The organism is Streptomyces sp. NPDC041108 (assembly GCF_055592645.1).
The window spans coordinates 88,692-106,640 of sequence record NZ_JBVIYK010000014.1; the positions used below are offsets into that span (position 1 = coordinate 88,692).

18 protein-coding genes and 1 pseudogene are annotated in these 17,949 nt (G+C 70.8%); 8 read left to right on the top strand and 11 right to left on the bottom strand.

Annotated elements, in window-relative coordinates; genetic code table 11:
* The first annotated feature begins 35 nt into the window (after nucleotides 1-35).
* Entirely contained in the window at nucleotides 36-446 is a 411-nt protein-coding gene (locus tag ACZ6BB_RS31985) for a peptidase inhibitor family I36 protein (RefSeq protein ID WP_471618607.1), read from the top strand.
* Between the two features lie 10 nt (nucleotides 447-456).
* Entirely contained in the window at nucleotides 457-1,569 is a 1,113-nt protein-coding gene (locus ACZ6BB_RS31990) for a hypothetical protein (protein ID WP_471618608.1), read from the top strand.
* 247 nt (nucleotides 1,570-1,816) lie between these two features.
* Here the strand turns inward: ACZ6BB_RS31990 and ACZ6BB_RS31995 are convergent, their stop codons facing one another.
* From ACZ6BB_RS31995 to ACZ6BB_RS32005, 3 genes are read right to left on the bottom strand one after another with little or no spacing between them, the layout of a single operon-like run.
* Nucleotides 1,817-3,193, bottom strand: a complete 1,377-nt coding sequence (locus tag ACZ6BB_RS31995; RefSeq protein ID WP_471618609.1) for an MAB_1171c family putative transporter — start codon at nucleotides 3,191-3,193, stop codon at nucleotides 1,817-1,819.
* Nucleotides 3,190-3,972 (bottom strand): toxin-antitoxin system, toxin component, encoded by a 783-nt coding sequence (locus tag ACZ6BB_RS32000; protein ID WP_471618610.1) that lies wholly within the window; start codon nucleotides 3,970-3,972, stop codon nucleotides 3,190-3,192. Before ACZ6BB_RS32000 ends, ACZ6BB_RS31995 begins: the two co-directional genes overlap by 4 nt.
* Entirely contained in the window at nucleotides 3,969-4,586 is a 618-nt protein-coding gene (locus ACZ6BB_RS32005; protein ID WP_471618611.1) for a transcriptional regulator, read from the bottom strand. The genes ACZ6BB_RS32000 and ACZ6BB_RS32005 overlap by 4 nt, the downstream gene beginning before the upstream one ends.
* A 222-nt stretch (nucleotides 4,587-4,808) precedes the next feature.
* Between ACZ6BB_RS32005 and arfA the strand changes: the two genes are divergently transcribed.
* Both arfA and ACZ6BB_RS32015 read left to right on the top strand, forming a co-directional pair.
* The gene (gene arfA / locus ACZ6BB_RS32010; protein ID WP_471618612.1) at nucleotides 4,809-6,323 is read left to right on the top strand and encodes an arabinosylfuranosidase ArfA; all 1,515 of its coding nucleotides are present in this window, start codon (nucleotides 4,809-4,811) and stop codon (nucleotides 6,321-6,323) included.
* A 72-nt stretch (nucleotides 6,324-6,395) separates the two neighbouring features.
* Complete coding sequence (locus ACZ6BB_RS32015; RefSeq protein WP_275458708.1) at nucleotides 6,396-6,854, top strand: RrF2 family transcriptional regulator; 459 nt, start codon at nucleotides 6,396-6,398, stop codon at nucleotides 6,852-6,854.
* Between the two features lie 3 nt (nucleotides 6,855-6,857).
* On the opposite strand, the gene ACZ6BB_RS32020 is transcribed toward ACZ6BB_RS32015, so the two are convergent.
* Nucleotides 6,858-7,322 carry an ATP-binding protein gene (locus ACZ6BB_RS32020; protein WP_471618692.1) on the bottom strand — a complete coding sequence of 155 codons (465 nt, stop codon included), beginning with the start codon at nucleotides 7,320-7,322 and terminating at the stop codon, nucleotides 6,858-6,860.
* Between the two features lie 309 nt (nucleotides 7,323-7,631).
* Here ACZ6BB_RS32020 and ACZ6BB_RS32025 point away from each other — a divergent pair, with 309 nt between their 5' ends.
* Nucleotides 7,632-8,033 carry a hypothetical protein gene (locus tag ACZ6BB_RS32025; RefSeq protein WP_471618613.1) on the top strand — a complete coding sequence of 134 codons (402 nt, stop codon included), beginning with the start codon at nucleotides 7,632-7,634 and terminating at the stop codon, nucleotides 8,031-8,033.
* Between the two features lie 16 nt (nucleotides 8,034-8,049).
* Here ACZ6BB_RS32025 and ACZ6BB_RS32030 read toward each other — a convergent pair whose 3' ends face one another.
* From ACZ6BB_RS32030 to ACZ6BB_RS32040, 3 genes are all read right to left on the bottom strand, one after another.
* A complete protein-coding gene (locus tag ACZ6BB_RS32030; RefSeq protein ID WP_471618614.1) occupies nucleotides 8,050-9,333 on the bottom strand; it encodes an ABC transporter substrate-binding protein in 1,284 nt (427 codons plus the stop codon).
* Nucleotides 9,334-9,594: 261 nt separating this feature from the next.
* Nucleotides 9,595-10,200 (bottom strand): DUF5994 family protein, encoded by a 606-nt coding sequence (locus tag ACZ6BB_RS32035; RefSeq protein ID WP_471618615.1) that lies wholly within the window; start codon nucleotides 10,198-10,200, stop codon nucleotides 9,595-9,597.
* A 157-nt stretch (nucleotides 10,201-10,357) separates the two neighbouring features.
* Nucleotides 10,358-10,654, bottom strand: coding sequence for a hypothetical protein (locus tag ACZ6BB_RS32040; protein ID WP_471618616.1), 297 nt, complete (start codon nucleotides 10,652-10,654; stop codon nucleotides 10,358-10,360).
* A gap of 201 nt (nucleotides 10,655-10,855) precedes the next feature.
* On the opposite strand from ACZ6BB_RS32040, the gene ACZ6BB_RS32045 reads away from it, so the two are divergent.
* The 3 genes and pseudogenes from ACZ6BB_RS32045 to ACZ6BB_RS32055 all read left to right on the top strand — a co-directional run bounded on the left by ACZ6BB_RS32045 (nucleotide 10,856) and on the right by ACZ6BB_RS32055 (nucleotide 11,917).
* Nucleotides 10,856-11,380: a DUF5994 family protein gene (locus ACZ6BB_RS32045; RefSeq protein WP_471618617.1), complete on the top strand. Its 525-nt coding sequence runs from the start codon at nucleotides 10,856-10,858 to the stop codon at nucleotides 11,378-11,380.
* 91 nt (nucleotides 11,381-11,471) lie between these two features.
* Nucleotides 11,472-11,680 (top strand): annotated as a pseudogene (locus tag ACZ6BB_RS32050) (DUF5994 family protein); the annotation flags it as partial.
* Nucleotides 11,681-11,704: 24 nt separating this feature from the next.
* Nucleotides 11,705-11,917: a hypothetical protein gene (locus ACZ6BB_RS32055; RefSeq protein ID WP_471618699.1), complete on the top strand. Its 213-nt coding sequence runs from the start codon at nucleotides 11,705-11,707 to the stop codon at nucleotides 11,915-11,917.
* 211 nt (nucleotides 11,918-12,128) lie between these two features.
* Here the strand turns inward: ACZ6BB_RS32055 and ACZ6BB_RS32060 are convergent, their stop codons facing one another.
* From ACZ6BB_RS32060 to mmsA, 4 genes are all read right to left on the bottom strand, one after another.
* Entirely contained in the window at nucleotides 12,129-13,823 is a 1,695-nt protein-coding gene (locus tag ACZ6BB_RS32060) for a pyridoxal phosphate-dependent aminotransferase (protein ID WP_471618618.1), read from the bottom strand.
* Between the two features lie 191 nt (nucleotides 13,824-14,014).
* Entirely contained in the window at nucleotides 14,015-15,058 is a 1,044-nt protein-coding gene (locus tag ACZ6BB_RS32065) for an aldose epimerase family protein (protein WP_471618619.1), read from the bottom strand.
* A 70-nt stretch (nucleotides 15,059-15,128) separates the two neighbouring features.
* Nucleotides 15,129-16,373: a multiple monosaccharide ABC transporter permease gene (gene mmsB, locus ACZ6BB_RS32070; RefSeq protein WP_471618620.1), complete on the bottom strand. Its 1,245-nt coding sequence runs from the start codon at nucleotides 16,371-16,373 to the stop codon at nucleotides 15,129-15,131.
* Nucleotides 16,370-17,920 (bottom strand): multiple monosaccharide ABC transporter ATP-binding protein, encoded by a 1,551-nt coding sequence (mmsA, locus tag ACZ6BB_RS32075; RefSeq protein ID WP_471618621.1) that lies wholly within the window; start codon nucleotides 17,918-17,920, stop codon nucleotides 16,370-16,372. The genes mmsB and mmsA overlap by 4 nt, the downstream gene beginning before the upstream one ends.
* Nucleotides 17,921-17,949 lie beyond the last annotated feature (29 nt).

The window sequence follows — 17,949 nt, forward strand, 5'->3', positions numbered from 1 at the left end:
GCCGCAGTCCGACGGAACGGAAGGAATTCTTCGAGATGTTCGATTTCTCTGAGCGGATGAAGCGGGCGACGGTCGTCGCCGCGACGGCGGCGGCCATCGCGGTGGCCGCCGTTCCGACGCAGGCGTCCGCGCAGGAGTGGTACGACCTGAGGGGAAACGGGACGCCGAGCACGTGTGACGGGTACACGCTCTGCGTCTACGAACACACGACCTACAACGGCCGGTTGCTCGCCCAACGCGGCGACGGCCAGTCCTTCAGCCTCCCCGGGCACCACATGGACGACAGGACCTCGGCGATCGTCAACAATTCGAGCAGCGGGTACTGCTTCTACCAGCACTACTACTTCGCGGGGCTGACATTCGGGATCGGCGGTCGCGAGAACTGGCCGAACATCAACGCCTACATGCAGGACAAAATCAGCGTGTGGCGCCCGGGAAACTGCTGAGGCGGGCCATATGTCCACGGGTAGCGTTCTCCGGAACACCTTTGCCGGAAAGCACCACCGCCTCGCCTTCGCGTCGGCCGTGTCCGTCTGCCTGAGCGCCGCTGTGCTCTCCGGCTGCAGTTCCCTGACCCCCGCACACGAGACCGGCTCCCGGGGTTCCGGTTCGCCGTCGGCACGGCAGATGGTGCACGCCCTGGAATCGCTGCTCCCCGAAGGGAGGCTTTCGGGGCAGCGGGGGCAGGGGCTGGGCAGTGGTTCCGCGGCGCCTTCCGCCGCGCTCGTCTACGGCCGGGGCGGGAACGAGGCCGAGGTGTCGGTTTCCCTGTACAGATGGGGCCTTCCCGTTCCCCCGCTGTTCCTGCGGTGCCCCGACACCGCGTACGCGCCGTTCAGCCGGTGCACGGAGACCAGGTTGCCCGGCGGCGGAAAGCTGACGGTGGACCGGTCGCCCAAGGACGGTTCCGAACCGTCCGGTGTCGAAGTTCTCACCGCCCAGTTCACCTACGGCGGAGGCGAACAGGTCGTGGTGACACAGACCGAGATGCGGCCCGGCCAGTGGCCGGCGGATGAGGACACGCCACGTCCGCTGGCCGGTGAGCAGCTGTCGGCCGTCGCGACCTCGCCGCAGTGGAAGCCCGTTCTCTCGAGGATGCCGAAGCCGCCCGACAGCGAGCGGACCGAAGCGACTCCAGGGGTGGCCGGAAAGGAGATCGCCCGCACCATCGCCGCGTTGCTCCCGACCGGCCTGCGAGTCCGGCAGCCCGCGGGCTCGGACGGCTTCGGGCATGTCGTCGTCGACGACGGCCGCGGCGAGAGCCTCGTCGCGGCCAACGTGCAACGCTGGAAGCCCGGCGACGCCCGCATCGCGAAGGTGTTCGAGAAGTCGACCACCCTGCCGGACGGCACCCGCGTCAGAACCGCCAAGGAGCCTTCTCCCCATGGCGGGAAGGGCGCCGTCGAATGGTCCGTCGACATCCTTCGTGAAGACGGCTTCCGGGTGGTGGTCATGGCGGTCAACGCCAGGGGCTACGGAATACCCGCGAGCCGTACCGAACCCGCTCTCACCCTCCGGCAACTCAGGCGGATCGCACTCGACAGGACATGGCGGCACATCGCCAGGTGATCGCGCGCGTGGGCCCGCGGCGGGGCCGAGGACGTCTCGGACGGCGAGAAGGAGTTCACCGGTTCGCGTGAAGGGAGGGGCAGGACGGCTTGTACGCGGTCGAAGCCCGAACCGCCTGAACCGCCCGGACTGCCCGGACCGCCCGAGTGCCCGCGGCCACGTGGCCGTTGCCGGTGCTGGTGCGCGGCGACAACGGCCATGTACGCCGGCGGTGACGACCGCCGATCAGCCGACGGTCGGGGCCCGTTCACTCATGCGCGGGCACACCGCTGTCCTTCGCGGCGGAGGCGGCGGCGAGCGCCCGTACCGCCTCGATCTCGGCGGGTTCACGCAGCACCAGCGATATGGCCTCGATGTCCCGGAGCAGATCGGCGGGGCCGGAGGAGACCGTGAACCCGGGGAAGGCCACCGCACCCGCCCGACCGAGGACGAGGGGGCCTGTGGTGAGAGGTCCGGTGGCGAGCACGCCCGGAACCGGTGTGCCCGGAGCCGGGGTGCCCGTCGCCCCCTCGGCCGGCGATCGCCGCCGCGCGGCGATCGCCTCCTGGACGGTGACCGCCGCGGCGAGGGCCTTGGCCCGGCCCGGCTCGTGCCCGAGCTCCAGCGCGGCGTCGTACGCCCGGCTCCGCAGGTCGTCGTCGAGGTGGCGGGTCAGCCGGAGCAGGGCGTCCCGGATGAACGTCTCCCGGCGGGTGAGGCGCAGCTCCGGGGTGGCGCGCAGCGCGAAGGGGACCCGGGAGTCGTCGACCGTCCGGGTCAGCAGGTACAGGGGCCGCAGCCGCCGGTGGACGGCCCGCACCCGCCAGCGGTCCCGCAGATACTGGCCGCCGTGCGGAACGATGAAGCCCACCGCGATGCAGATGGCGGCCAGGGCGGCGACCGGCGGCGCCACGTGCGTGCTCAGCCAGTCCAGGTCGTGCCCCGTCCAGCGGGCGACCACCGCCGTGAACTTCGCGGCGTCGAACACCAGGTTGAGCGCGCAGCCCAGCGCCAGCGCCCGCAGGCCGCCGCGCAGCCACCGGTCGAGGCCGTCCGCGCGTACCCAGTTGCGGATCAGGCGGTAGGTGATCACACAGGCCGCCGTGTGCGCACCGAGGTAGAGCAGGATCTCCTCGCGCATGAAGGGCGTGGTCGCGTAGTACGTGTCGAGGTCCCGCAGCCGCTCGCGGGGGACGTCCGCGAGCGCGAACAGCACCCACAGGACGACGATCACCGCCGTGTAGACGGCGGCGACCCAGCGCATGAGGCGCCGGGTCGCCGGGGAACGGTCGGCCGGGCCGTTGCGCCAGGCGACGATCAGCAGCAGACAGCACGCGCAGAACGCGGTGATCAGGGAGTACACCCAGGGCGCGGCGATGTTCGGCACCCCCACGACCCGGTTGGTCCACGCGATGACCGACGGCACCGCGAACACGAAGACGCAGGCGGCGAGCAGCAGCAGCCCGCCCACCGCCCGCAGCAGGGAGTCCCGCCACAGCTTCACGATGCCGGGCAGCTTGATCATCAGCGCGGCGGTCAGCACGGCCGTGGGGATCCAGAACGAGATGTACAGATCACCGAAGAAGTCGGCGGGACCGGTGGAGCTGAGTGCCCCGGTCGTCGCCGGCACGACCGTCTCCCTCATCTGCGGTGCCTGCGATAGCCCAGGGTCGCCTGGATGGCCTGCCCGACGGGGTCGGCCGGGCCACCCGGATCCGCCGCGCCGGCCGGGCCGTCCTGTCCGGTGTCCACCCAGGAACGGAACGCGGTGGCGAGCCGGTGCCCGAAGTCCTCGGCCTCCTGCTCCTCCGACTCGTGGGAGCCGTGGCGCGCGGCGATGGGGGTCCCTCCCTGTCCGAGTGCCGCCGACAACTCGGGGGAGAGGGAGGACAACGCGGGCCCGCTCGGCGCGTCCGGCACGCCCGCCTCACCCGAGAGCGCGAGCGCGGCGTCCGGGCCCGGCAGCGGGTGATGACAGTGGCCGGCGTGCATGTGCCACAACTCGTGTCCCAGGATGACCAGTTGCTGTACGGTCTCGGCCCGCTCCTCGACGATCACCAGGTCGAAGTCGGGGAACTCCATCCACAGTCCGGTCACCCCTATCCCGTCCGGGAACCGCTCGAACCGCAGCTTCACCGGCCGCCCGCCCCGCCGCGCGCTCATCTCCGCACACAGCGCCGCGCCCAACTCCTGTACCCCGACGGGTCCGTCGAGCCGCGCCCGCACCGCCTTGCCGAGCCCCGCGGTCAGCTTGCGCATCTCGGCGCCGGACTGCGACGGCAGCAGCGCGGCCCGCACCCTGCCGACGGCCCCGCGCAGAGCGGAGAACCCACCCGTCCCGGAGAAGCCACCTGTCCCCGTGATCCCGCCGTCCCGGCGGGCCCCCGCACGTTCGTCTCGGTCCGGGCCCCCGGCGCGGCTCATCGGCGCCCCTCCTCGTCGTCGACGCCGAGCAGCCCTTCGAGCATGACGGCGAGAGCCTCCTGCTTGCGGGGGGTCAGCCGATGGCCGCGCAGCGCGAGCGTGACCACCCCGTGCCGGGTGGCGAACTCCACCAGCGGCCCGTCGCCGTCCGTGCCGTCGTCAAGTCCCCCGAGCAGGCGCCCGAGTTCCCGGTTCAGCACGGCCGAGGCCGGGTCGGTGAAGAACCGGACACCCTCCTCGACGCCGAAGAACTCCGCGAGTTCGGTCAGGTCGGACACGTTCGGCGTCTTCCGGCCGAGCAGCAACTGCCGGGCCCATTCGGGACTGATGGACAGCCGCTCCGCGACCTCCCGGCAGACCTCACCGGCTCGCTTGCCGCTCCGCGCGGCATACGCCTCGTGCAGTGCGTGCAGCCGCCCACGCACCCGGTCGTCGACCCGGTCGGCCACGGGCTCGCCCCCGTCGAGCAACGCCCGGACCAGGTCCTCTGCGAGGCCGGTGCGCCGCGCCAGCGCCGGTACGTCGAGAAGCCGGCCCCGGTCACCTCCGCTCCCGGCGATACGGGCGTCGAGGCGGGTCAGGGTCTCGGCAAGGCTGTCTGGCAGGGCGGGCACGGGCCGACCCTACGTGCCCGCGGACGCCGGGACCACGAGAATCCAACGATCGTTGAATTTTGACGAACGATGGTTGCTCCGCCCGGTGCCGGCATCCGGCGGACGGCGAGGCACCCGCTCCCGGTCCTTCACCCCATTGACTCGCCCCGACTTCGACCATAGCGTCCCGTTCGGCTCAACGATCACCATCCGCAATACCGAACAGCGAAGGGGCCGCCCCGAATGACCCGCACCGCCCGCTTCACCCTCGACCCCGCGTTCAAGGTCGGCGAGGTCGACCCCCGACTCTTCGGCTCCTTCGTCGAACACCTCGGCCGCTGCGTCTACACCGGCATCTTCGAACCGGACCACCCCACCGCGGACGAGGCGGGCCTGCGCACCGACGTACTGGACCTGGTCCGGGAGCTGGGCGTCACCACGATCCGCTACCCGGGCGGCAACTTCGTCTCCGGCTACAAGTGGGAGGACTCCGTCGGCCCCGTGGAGGACCGCCCCCGCCGCCTCGACCTGGCCTGGCGCTCCACCGAGACCAACCGCTTCGGCCTCTCCGAGTACATCGGCTTCCTGAAGAAGGTCGGCCCCCAGGCCGAGCCCATGATGGCCCTCAACCTCGGCACCCGCGGTGTCGCCGAGGCCCTGGAACTCCAGGAGTACGCCAACCACCCCGCCGGCACCGCTCTCTCCGACCTCCGTGCCGCGCACGGCGACAAGGATCCCTTCGGCATCCGGCTGTGGTGTCTCGGCAACGAGATGGACGGCCCCTGGCAGACCGGCCACAAGACGGCGACCGAGTACGGCCGGATCGCCGCCGAGACCGCCCGCGCGATGCGCCAGATCGACCCGGACGTCGAACTCGTCGCCTGCGGCTCCTCCAGCCAGTCCATGCCGACGTTCGCCGCGTGGGAGGCGACGGTCCTGGAGGAGACGTACGACCTCGTCGACCACATCTCCCTGCACGCCTACTACCAGCCCGAGGACGGCGACATCGACTCCTTCCTCGCCTCCGCCGTCGACATGGAGTCCTTCATCGAGAACGTGGTCGCCACCGCCGACCACGTGGGCGCGAAGCTCAAGTCCAAGAAGAAGATCAACCTCTCCTTCGACGAGTGGAACGTCTGGTACATCTCGAAGTGGCACGAGATCGAGAACTCCGACACGCGGGACTGGGCGGAGGCCCCCCGCCTTCTGGAGGACAACTACAGCGTCACCGACGCCGTCGTCTTCGGCTCCCTCCTCATCGCCCTCCTCCGCCACGCCGACCGCGTCACCGTCGCCTGCCTCGCGCAGCTCGTCAACGTCATCGCCCCGATCATGACCGAGCCGGGCGGCCCGGCCTGGCGGCAGACGACGTTCTTCCCGTTCGCGCAGGCCGCCAGGTACGGGCGGGGCGAGGTGTTCGACGTACGGGTGGACTCGCCGACGTACGGGACGAAGAAGTACGGCGAGGCGGATCTGCTGCACGCCACGGCGGTGCGGGCCGAGGACGGTTCGGTGACCGTGTTCGCGGTCAACCGGGGCCGTCACGACGCCCTGCCGCTCGAAGTCGCCCTGAACGGGCTGGGGCTGACCCGGATCGTCGAGCACAGCGTGCTGGCCGACGCGGACCCCGACGCACGCAACACACAGGCGGAGCCCGAGCGGGTCGCGCCGCACGCGGGTGAGGGGGCCTCGCTGCGGGACGGTGTGCTGAGCGCGGTCCTGGAGCCGCTGTCGTGGAACGTGATCCGGCTCGGCTGAGCCGCCGTACCCGGTCCCGCGCCCCGTGAGGGGGCGGGACCCGCGTGCCTCCGTGTGGTCGACAATGGGGCCATGAGGATCTCGGCACGGGCGGACTACGCCGTACGCGCGGTACTGGAAGTCGCCGTACGGCAGGACGGCGGTCCGGTGAAGGCGGAAGTCATCGCGACCGTCCAGGAGATTCCGCACAAGTTCCTGGAGGGCATCCTCGGCGACCTGCGGCGGGGCGGCCTGGTCACCAGCAGGCGGGGCGGCAGCGGCGGGTACCGGCTGGCACGCGAGCCCGCCGCCATCACCGTCGCCGATGTGATCCGGGCCGTCGACGGCCCGATCGTGTCGGTGCGCGGCGAGCGCCCCACCGGCCTCACCTACACCGGTTCCGCCGAACCGCTGCTGCCGCTGTGGATCGCCCTGCGGGCCAATGTCCGGCGCATCCTGGAGGGCGTCACGGTGGCCGACATCGCGGCCGGCGCCCTTCCCGAGCCGGTGAAGAACCTGGCGGCGGAGCCGGCGGCCTGGGAGAACCCGTGACCCTCACGCCAACCGCATCGCCAAGGTCACCTCGGCCCCGGCCCCCCGGCGGGCCGGCCTCACCGTCAGGCGGTCCGTGACCAGGTGGGCGAGCCAGAGGCCGCGCCCGGGGCAGGCGCCGGTGAGGCCGGGCAGGAGTTCGGGGATGGCGGGGGTGAAGCCGGGGCCGCTGTCGGTGATGCGGCACTCCAGTTCCTGGGGGAGGCGGCGCAGTTCGAGGCGGCCCTGACCGCCGGCGTGCTCGACCGCGTTGGTGGCGATCTCGCTGACCGCGAGGGTGAACTCGCCGAGGCGGACGCCGCCGAGGCCCGCCGCCGCGGCCGTGTCCTCCACCTGGGCGCGTACCTGGGGCAGGTTCTCGCCCGTGAAGTGCCGCTTCAGCAGGAGGGTCCCGGGGGCGCGGCCGGGGGGTTCGCGGCCCGGGCCGCCGATCGTTCCTGTACCGCTGTCCGTCTCCCCGCCCGGCATCACGGCCGCCTCCTCTCGATGGGACTCGATGGGTACGAGCACGGGTGCTGGGCGTCAAAGGTGAACTGCCGCACCCCGCCCACGCTAGCCGTGCTCATTCGATGTGTACCCAGGAGATCGAGAGGGCATCATGCCTGGTCAAAACCGTGTGTATTCGATCGAATTGCGATCGATCCCGCCCGACCTCGGCTGATCGGTTTGCGTTCATCGATCGGCTGGGGCCTGCCTGTGGGGTGCGGTGTGCCGGTGTCCATCGGTAGCGCCGCCCATCCGCCCGGTCGGTCGTGGGGCCCGGGGGACGGAGGAGCCATGACGCAGCCCGACACCGAACCGCCGCACGCTCCGCGGAACGGGACGGGGCGGAACCGCCCGCACGCCGCGGGGCCCACGCTCACGCCCACGCCCACGCCCACCGCGTGCGTACCGGCGGCGGCGCGGCCCGCCTGGGCCCTCCTGGCCGTCGCGCTGCTGATGCTGGTCATGGGCATGGTGCTGCCGCAGGGCCTGCTCCTCGCATCGGGCCTGGTCGCGGCGGGGATGGCGACACATCTGCCGGCGCCCCCGGATCAACCCGAGCGCCCCGACCACCCAGACCGCCCTGACCACCCAGACCTCTCCGGCCGTCCCGGCCTCTCCGGCCGTCCCGACGTCCCTGATCGCCGCAGCACCGTCGGGGCCGACCGCGGCGGTTCCGCGCCGAGGGGCTCCTGACCTCCGCCGCCCGCATCTACTTCCTCGTCACCCGCGCGATCGACTCCAGCACCTTCCTCGGGTTCCCCTCCGCGGTCACCGCCCCGCCGATGCGCTCCCGGACGGCCGCGGCGACCTCGGACCAGTTGGTCTCGGCGACGGGATAGAGGCGGAGGTTCTGCAGGGTGTCGAGGCCGCTCCACAGAGCCCGGTGGGCCTTGTCCGCGCGCATCGCGTCGGCGGCGGAGGTGGTGACGGGGAGCAGTTCGTACTGGGCGGCCTGCTCGGTCACGTACTTGTCGGTGTAGAGGAAGTCGAGGAACTCCCCGATGGCGGTGCGGTGGTCGTCGTTGCGGAAGGCGACGACCCAGTCCGCGGTGCCCATCGTGGGGGTCTCCTCGCCGTCGCGGCTCGGCAGCGGCACGGCGCCGTAGGGCACGGAGTCGGAGGAGTCCGCGATCTGGCGGACCAGTGACAGCGGGGCGTTGACCATGGCCGCGTCACCGGTGAGGAAGGCGTCGACGGCCTCGCCGCGGTTGAGTTCGCCGGGCGGGACCGGGCCGGTGAGGCCCTCGCCGACCAGGTTCTCCTTCAGCCAGGTCAGCGTCGCCACATTGGCGGGGGAGGCGATGTCGTAGCGGTTCGTGGAGTCGGTGTAGCCGCCGTCACCGGCCAGCAGCCACATCAGCGTCTCGGCCTCCGCCTCCTGCGGTCCGAGCGGTACGGCGATCGGGTACTTCACGCCCTGAGCCTTCAACGCCCGCGCGGCGGCCTGGAGTTGGTCCCAGGTCTGCGGCGGCTTCAGACCCGCCCGCGCGAACAGGTCCTTGTTGTAGTAGAGCAGGCGGGTGCTCGCGGTGAACGGCAGGCCGTACTGCGCCCGGTCCATCTCCCCGGCGTTCGCGAGGCTGCGGACGAAGGATGCCTGGGCCTGGACCGACAGCACCTCGTCCGCGCTGTAGAGCAGGTCCCGCGCGGCGTACTCGGAGTAGCTGTCCGTCTGCACGATGTCGGGCGCCTCGCCCCGCTCGACCAGCTTCGCGACCTTCTCCTCGACCTCGCCCGGGTCGTAGACCCGCACGTCCACGTCGATGCCGGGGTGTGCGGCGCCGAACGCCAGGGTGACCCGGTCCCAGTAGCCCTCGGAGTTCTTGCGCACGCTGTCGCCGTAGTTGGTCGCGATGACGGTCAGGGAGACCGTTCTCGACTCGGCGTCCGCGTCGCCGCCGCAGCCGGACAGACCGGCCGTCAGTCCCAGCGCGGCCGTGACCGCCACGATCGTCCGGGCCTTGCGGCTCGTCCGGGCCTCCTGATGGCGCACGGTCCGTCCCCTTCCGGCATTCAGTCGAACCTGTGGCGCGTGAGTCACGGGTGTGAAGAGGTGCAGAAGTACATGAGTTCGTGAGTACGGTGCGGAGCACGCGCCCAGGCCGCACACGTGGACGATGGGCTTGATCGTATGGGGCCGGTGGGGCCGCAGGGAGCCAGGTGCGTTGCTTTCTGGTTCCGACAGTGTGACGGGAGTGACCGAGACGGCACACCGCCGACAGGAAGTACGGGATCGGGGTCCCCGTCGTTCACTTCACCGTGTTCGCCCCCGGACGGACGGCCCCCGGTCTTCCCCACCGGGCGCCCGGCCCCCCTTCTCCGCGCCGTGGGCGCACTCCCGGCTTCCGGTGCGCGCCCGCCGTTCCGTCCTCATGAGTGCGCTCGCGGTCATCGGCGGGCCGGTGTCCGCACTCGCGGCGGCCATCAGCCGGGCGGCCGAGCGGGCGCCGGTCTCCGGGGGGACCACGAGGAGGTTCCAGCGGCCCGCGGTGTAGGACCGCAACAGGATCGCGTGCGGATCCAGCGCCGAGGTGAACCAACCGACCTGCACCACGTGGCCGTTGACGAAGATCCTGGGCGGGAGGACCGGCCAGTGGCGGGGGTCGACCGCGATACGGGTGATCCGTCCCCACAACGGATCCAGCACGTCCGCCAGTGCGGAGAGCTCGGTCGGCAGGTCACGTGAACGGGGCCACCACGCGCCGTCCAGCTCGGCGGGCCCGGCGAACGGACGCTCGGACCTCAGCGCGAGGCGTGCGGACGGAACTCTGAAGGGATCCGGCAGTGACGGGAGATGCGGAGGGCTGGGGAGACGAGGGAGACGAGGGGAGTCAGGGAGCTGAGAAATGGTCGCGAGCATCGCGCGAACCCGTCTCCGGAGCCCTGCGCGGAGGCAGCCGTCCGGTGTCGTCGCTCACCGGGAGCGACACAGGCATCGACGCCGGTGTGCGAGGTGCTTCCGGTGGCCTCACCATACTCCCCGGAGAGGCCCGGGCGGTCGGTCCCGGACGTCGGCCTCACTTCCGTCGGCGGTCGTCGTCCACAGGCCGGTCCTCGTCCACGGCCCGGTCCTCGTCCACGAGCCGGCCGTCGGCCACCGGCCGGCTCGTCTCCAGCCACGTCCGAGCGGGTTCCGCCGCGTGGGCGGTGTCCACGGTGAGGTCGAGAAGGGTTCCTCCGTCGGGGCCCGCGGGATAGCTGCGCTGCTCGGTGGCGTCGAAGCAGCGGCGGAGGACCTCCGCGACCCGACGGGCGACGTCGGGTGAGGCGGCGATGATTCGGACCTTGGCCTGTCCGTCCGAGGGGGTTTCCATGGGTTGCACAGCGACCTCGGAGTTCGATGCACCGTGGGAACGGGGCGGGCTGGGTCTCTCACTCTACTCCGCGGCCCTCAGCCCCCGTGGGTGACCGGCGGGCTCCCCGGCGGCTGCCGGAGCGAGGAGTACCGTGAGAACGAGGAAGCCGTCGGTTCCCTCAGTCCAGGCATACGGGCAGGCACGAGGCAGGCGAGTGCGATGGCCGACTCCGAGTTCCCGCAGGTGACCAGGCTTCTGCCGGACACCGTCCACCAGACCGTACGGCCCGGGACGGCTGTCGTACGGCTGGAGACGACCCATGACCGGACGGGAGTGCTCGACGGGGTGTGGTGGCCCCGTTCCCGTGACATCGCCGCGGAACTCCCCAGCCTGATCAGCGCACTCACCGGGTACCTCGGCCCCATCACACGTGTCGGGCTGGACACCGGGGCCTGGGAAGAGCTGCCGACGCGAATGACCATCGACGACCGTGTCGTCCGCATCGACTCCTTCCCCGTCGGCGACGACACCGTTCTCGTCACCCGGGGCGAGCATGATCTCTTCTCCCTCCTGGTGGTCCCGCCGCACGCGACACCCGACGCCGCGCGCGCCGCCATGGCCGAGGCCGTCCGTTCCGGCAGCGGGAGGCAGGCCGAACAGATCCTCATCGACACCGGCGCAGACACCGGCACCGAACGAGCGGCCCCGAGTGCCGCGCAAGGCCCACGGGGCCTCGGTGAGTAGTTCGTGGGGTGGCGTTCCTCGGGCGCGGCCGCACCCTCGGCCGGGCCCGTCCGAGGAGTAGGCTCGAAGGTACCGAGGATCGGAACCTCTCTCCCTGACCGCGGTGCTGGAGCCGCTGTGGGGGCGGATCACCCGGGTCACGGTGAACCCCGTCCACCGGCCGGCCGTTCCCCGCAAGGTGCCTGTCGCCCGGCACGGGGAGAAGGTGGGCTGGTTCCCGCCCGAGCAGGACCCGCACGACTGCAGTTGCTCTCGTGCCGCACGGGCCGCCGGAACCTTCTGGTGGTCCCGCCGCAGACGTCCGCCGATCGGAAGGTGAGCACTGTGGAGACATTCGTGACCGTGATCGTGATCATCGCGATGATCGCCTTCGGGGCCCTCCTCATTCACCAGCTCAACTCGCAGCACGGCGACCGCATCGCCTCCTTCCACTACGGCCACACCGGGATGCCTGTCGCGGGGCCTGCGCGAAAGGCCCGTGACCGGCGGGCGCGGGTGCCCGGCACCGGCCGTCGCCGGGGCCGCCGGGCCCGGTAGGACCCGGAGGACTCCGCGGGACCCGTACGACTCGCAGGGCGCCGGCCGCGGCACCGCACATGCCGGGCCGGGGCCGGCCTCATCGGAACCGACACCGGCCTTCCCCGGAGCGTCGCTCCGGGCAACGGCCAAAGGCGACGCCCCCGACAGCGCCCCGTACAGGGCCGGTCGGGGGCGTCGCCCCATGGGGTCCGTCAGGGGGAGCCGGGGCTCACCCCACCTGGTTGTACACCCCGCCGGCCGCGGGCCACCCCTGGGGCTCCTCCAGGGGCTCCGGCTGGGTGCGGCCGCGTACCTGGGCGGCGGTGAGGCCCTGGGCCGCGCCCATGGCGCGGCGGTTCTGGGCGGCGGTTGCGAGGCCGGGCATCCCGGTCTGGGCGACGGGCTGCAGACCGGGGACCGGCATGGCGGCGGCCGGTGCGGCGGGCATCGGGGCCGCAGCGGGGACCGGCATCGGCATCGGGGCCGGAGCGGGTGCCGGGGCCGGGAACTGCATCGGCGCGACGGGAGCCGGGGCGGGGACGGGGGCGGGCGCCGCGAACTGCATGGACGCGGCGGCGGGAACGGGCGCCGGTGCGGGAGCGGGCGCGGGTGCCGGCGCGGGAGCGGGTGCCGGCGCGGGGGAGGCGAACTGCATGGAGGACGCGGGCGCCGGGGCCGGCATGCTCATGGCCTGCGCGGCGAGGTTGTGCATGCCCGTGCCGTTGGTCTCGCTCATCAGCCGGTCCACGGCCGCCGTACCCGAGCTGTAGCTGGTCCCGGTGCCCAGCTCGGGTACGGCGGCTCCCCTCCTGGACCCGTAGAGAACCGACTCCAGGCCGGACACCAGGCGACGCACGTCGACCTGGGGCCGGACCACGAGCCGCAGGAAGCGACTGGACGAGCCGACCTTGTTGCCGCACTCGCGGACCAGGATCCGGTGCTCGGTGAGGAGCCGGTCGCGGACCACGGTGCCCTCGGCGCCCACGGGCAGGCGCACGAAGAGGAAGTTCCCCTGCGACGGGTAGACCGTCAGCCCGGGGAGGGCGGAGAGCTGACGGGCCATGTCCAGCCGGTCGCGGCGGACCTGGTGCAGGCTCTCCATGTACTCGGGTCCGTGGTTCTTCAGCATGAACACCACGTGCTCGGCGAAGGAGTTGAGGTTCCACTTCGGCAGCATCGAGCGGACCTTGCCGGCCAGCGCCGGGTTGGCGACCAGATAGCCGAAGCGGATGCCGTGCAGGCCGAAGTTCTTGCCGAGGCTGCGCAGCACGACCACGTTGGGCCGCATGACCGCGTCCTGGACCGTGGACGGCTCGGACTCGGCGTCGGCGAACTCCAGGAACGACTCGTCGATGACGATCAGGTCCAGGTCGGCCATCGCGTCCATGAACTGCACCAGCGCGTGCCGGTGCAGGAAGCCGCCGTCGGGGTTGTTCGGGTTGCAGATGACGGCGACCCGGGTGCCGCGGGCCCGGATGAACTCGGCGTACTGCGCGAGGTCCAGGGCGAAGCCGCTGGACTCCTGCAGCGGGAACATGTCGACCCGCTTGCCGGTCTCCATCGGCTGGTCGGTCCAGCGGCCGAAGGTGGGGACGGGGACGGCGAGGGACTCACGGACCATCAGATGGTCGAGCCAGGTGATGAGTTCGGTCGAGCCGTTGCCCATCGCCACGCACTGCGGAGGGAGTTGGAGCAGGTTGCACAGCTCGGCCGTGATGGTGTCGGCGCTGCTCGGGTAGTACGTGATGATGTCGCGCAGCCTGCCCGCCATGTCGTCGAACATGGCGGGCGTGGGGAAGTACGGGTTGCACGGGATACAGAAGTCCACCGGCCCCACCCCGTCGCCGCCCTCACGCGTCAGCGCAGCCATCGAGGGGCTGTGCGCCGCAGTGCTGCGGAACAACGAGGTGACGTTGTCGGACATGGAACCTCCGTAGGGGGCGGGCCCGTTGGGGACGACCGGGCCCGACGACTAAGGGCGGCCCGTGCGGGGGAGCACGGGCCGCCTCTACATACGGAGGCCGGAACGGCTCCGTTCAACCGCTGAGATTTCGGTAAGAACATGTGAGCCGTCTGTGAAGGCCGTGGCGGAGCCGTCGGCCGGCCGGACCGCTGTCAGCCGAAGGCGTGGACGGTCGTGGACCGGTAGGTCTCCCCGGGGCGCAGCACCGTCGAGGGGTACGACGGCTGGTTCGGCGAGTCGGGGAAGTGCTGGGTCTCCAGACACAGCGCGTCCCCCTGCCGGTAGATCCTCCCGGAGCCTCCCACGAGCGTGCCGTCCAGGAAGTTCCCGGAGTAGAACTGCAGCCCCGGTTCGGTGGTCGAGATCCGCAGGGTGCGGCCGGACGCCGGGTCCGTGAGGGTGGCGGCCCACTCCGGCTCGGCGGTGACCCCCTTGTCCAGGACCCAGTTGTGGTCGTACCCCTTGGCGTGCAGCAGTTGCTGATCGGCCGTGCGGAGGTCGTCGCCGACCGCCTTGCCCGTACGGAAGTCGAAGGGGGTGCCCGCGACCGAGGCCGGTTCGCCGGTGGGGATCAGGCCGGGGCCGACCGGGGTGTAGCGGGCGGCGGCGATCGTCAGCTCGTGGTCGAGGACCGAGCCGCTGCCCTCGCCCGCGAGGTTCCAGTAGACGTGGTGAGTGAGGTTGACGACGGTGGCCCGGTCCGTGGTCGCCTCGTAGTCGATCCGCCACTCGCCCCGCTCGGTGAGGGTGTAGGCGACCTGTACGTCCAGGGTGCCGGGGTAGCCCATCTCGCCGTCGGCGCTCGTGCGGGAGAGGCGCAGGCCCACGTCGGTGCCGTCCGTGAACGGCTCGACGTCCCACACGGCCCGGTCGAAGCCGTCCGTCCCGCCGTGCAGACTGTTCGCGCCGTCGTTCGCGGGGAGTTCGTACGTCTCGCCGTCCAGCGTGAAGCGGCCCGCGCCGATCCGGTTGCCGTACCGGCCGATCAGCGCGCCGAAGTAGGGCGACCCGGCGACGTAGTCCTCGACGGTGCCGAGGTTCAGGGAGATGTTCGCGTACCGGCCGTCGCGGTCCGGGGTCTGCAACGACTGCACGATCCCGCCGTACGACAGGACCTTCAGCCGGGTGCCGCCGTTCTCCAGTGACCAGCGGTGGATCTCGGTGCCGTCGGCGAGCTTGCCGAAGAGTTCCTTCACGGGTGACGTCCCGCCTTTCTCCCATGGGAAAGGGGCCCCGCCCGTTCGGCGAGGCCCCCTTGCGGTGCGGTCAGTTGCCGCCCTTGCGCTTGTTCCACACGTCGAATCCGACGGCTGCCAGCAGGACGAGGCCCTTGATGACCTGCTGCCAGTCGGTGCCGATGCCGACGAGGTTCATACCGTTGTTGAGGACACCGAGGACGACGCCACCGATGATCGCGCCGAGGACGGTGCCGACGCCGCCGCTCATCGACGCGCCGCCGATGAACGAGGCCGCGATGGCCTCCAGTTCGAAGTTGAGGCCCGCCTTCGGGGACGCCGCGTTGAAGCGGGCGGCGAAGACCAGACCGGCCAGCGCGGCCATCATGCCCATGTTCAGGAAGATCAGGAAGGTGACCTTCTTGTCCTTCACACCGGACAGCTTGGCGGCGGGCAGGTTGCCGCCGATGGCGTAGATGTGGCGGCCGATGATCGCGTTGCGCATCACGTAACCGAAGCCGACGACCAGCGCGCCGAGGATCAGCAGGACGATCGGGGCGCCCTTGTAGCTGGCGAGCAGCATGGTGACGGTGAGCAGAGCGGCGGAGATCGCGACGAGCTTGAGGACGAACAGGTTCATCGGCGGCACGTCGAGCGCGAACTCCTGCTGCCGGCGCCGGTCGCGGAACTCCTGGAGGACCACGAAGCCGATGACGGCGAAGCCCAGCAGCAGCGTCAGGTTGTGGTAGTTGGTCTCCGGGCCGACCTCGGGGAGGAAGCCGTTGGCGACCTTCTGCAGGCCCTCCGGGAACGGGCCGAGGGTCTGGCCCTTGAGGAAGATCTCGGTGAGACCGCGGAAGACGAGCATGCCCGCCAGGGTCACGATGAACGACGGTATGCCGAGATACGCGATGAAGAAGCCCTGCGCGGCACCCGCGGCGGCGCCCACGGCCAGACACAGCAGCACGGCCAGGGGCCACGGTATGTCGTTGTCGACCATGAAGACGGCGGCCATCGAGCCGATGAACGCGGTCAGCGAGCCCACGGAGAGGTCGATGTGGCCCGCGATGATGACCAGCATCATGCCGATCGCGAGGATCAGGATGTAGCTGTTCTGCAGCACCAGGTTGGAGACGTTGCGCGGCAGCAGCAGGTCACCGTCGGTCCACACCGCGAACAGCGCCACGATCAGGCCGAGGGCGATCAGCATGCCGTACTGCCGCATGTTGCGGCGCATGCCGTCCAGGACCAGCTGGAGCAGGCCGCCGCCCGCCGCCGTCCCGCTCTTGCCGGGCGGCGCGGGGGCCGGGCTCTTGGCGGTCACATCCGTGCTCATCGGGTTACCTCTTTGTCCTTCGTCATCTGACGCATCAGCGATTCCTGCGTGGCCTCGGCACGCGAGAACTCACCCGTCAGCCTTCCTGCGGCCATCGTGTAGATGCGGTCGCACATCCCGAGCAGTTCGGGCAGCTCGGAGGAGATGAAGACGACCGCCTTGCCCTCCGCCGCCAGCTTGTCGATGACCGTGTAGATCTCGTACTTGGCGCCGACGTCGATCCCGCGGGTCGGCTCGTCCAGGATCAGCACATCGGGACCCGCGAAGATCCACTTGCTGAGGACGACCTTCTGCTGGTTGCCGCCGGAGAGCTTGCCCACCGGCTCGAAGACGGTCGGCGCCTTGATGTTCATGGACTTGCGGAAGCCCTCGGCGACCTTCCGCTCCTCGTGCTCGTCGACGACACCGCCCTTGGCGACCTTGCCCAGCGCGCTGAGCGAGATGTTGCGGTTGATGGTGTCGATGAGGTTGAGGCCGTAGTGCTTGCGGTCCTCGGTGACGTAGGCGATACCGTTGTCGACCGCCTCGGGGACGGTCCTGGTGCGGATCTCCTTGCCGTCCTTGAGGACCGTGCCGCCGCTGTAGCGGCCGTAGGTGCGTCCGAAGACGCTCATCGCCAGTTCGGTACGGCCCGCGCCCATGAGGCCCGCGATGCCGACGATCTCTCCGCGCCGTACCTGGACGGACACGTCGTCGACGACCTTGCGCTGCTGGTCGATCGGGTGGTGCACGGTCCAGTTGCGGATCTCCAGGGCGGGCGAGGCGCCCTGCTCGGGCTGGTGCGGGGTGCGCTCCGGGAAGCGGTGCTCCAGGTCGCGCCCCACCATGCCGCTGATGATCCGGTCCTCGGTGGTCTCCGCGGCCTTCACGTCGAGGGTCTCGATGGTCTGGCCGTCGCGGATGATCGTCACCGAGTCGGCGACCTTGCGGATCTCGTTCAGCTTGTGCGAGATGATGATCGAGGTGATGCCCTGCTTCTTCAGCTCCAGGATGAGATCCAGGAGCTTGTCGCTGTCCTCGTCGTTCAGGGCGGCCGTCGGCTCGTCCAGGATGAGGAGCTTCACCTTCTTGGAGAGCGCCTTGGCGATCTCCACGAGCTGCTGCTTGCCCACGCCGATGTCGGCGACGCGGGTGTCCGGGTGGTCGGAGAGCCCGACCCGGCGCAGCAGTTCGGTGGCGTGCCGCAGGGTCTCCCGCCAGTCGATGAACCCGCGCTTGGCGTGCTCGTTGCCGAGGAAGATGTTCTCCGCGAGGGAGAGGTAGGGCGACAGCGCCAGCTCCTGGTGGATGATGACGATGCCGCGCTGCTCGCTGGCTCTGATGTCCTTGAACTCACAGGGCTCACCCTCGAAGAGGATGTCGCCCTCGTAGCTGCCGTGCGGGTGGACGCCGGAGAGGACCTTCATGAGGGTCGACTTGCCGGCGCCGTTCTCGCCGCAGATGGCATGGACCTCGCCCTGCTGGACGGTCAGTGTGACGTCCGACAGCGCTTTGACGCCGGGAAAGGTCTTGACGATCGAGCGCATTTCCAGGACGGGTCCCGCCATGGTCGTGCCTTCCAATCAGTGGTCGGTCG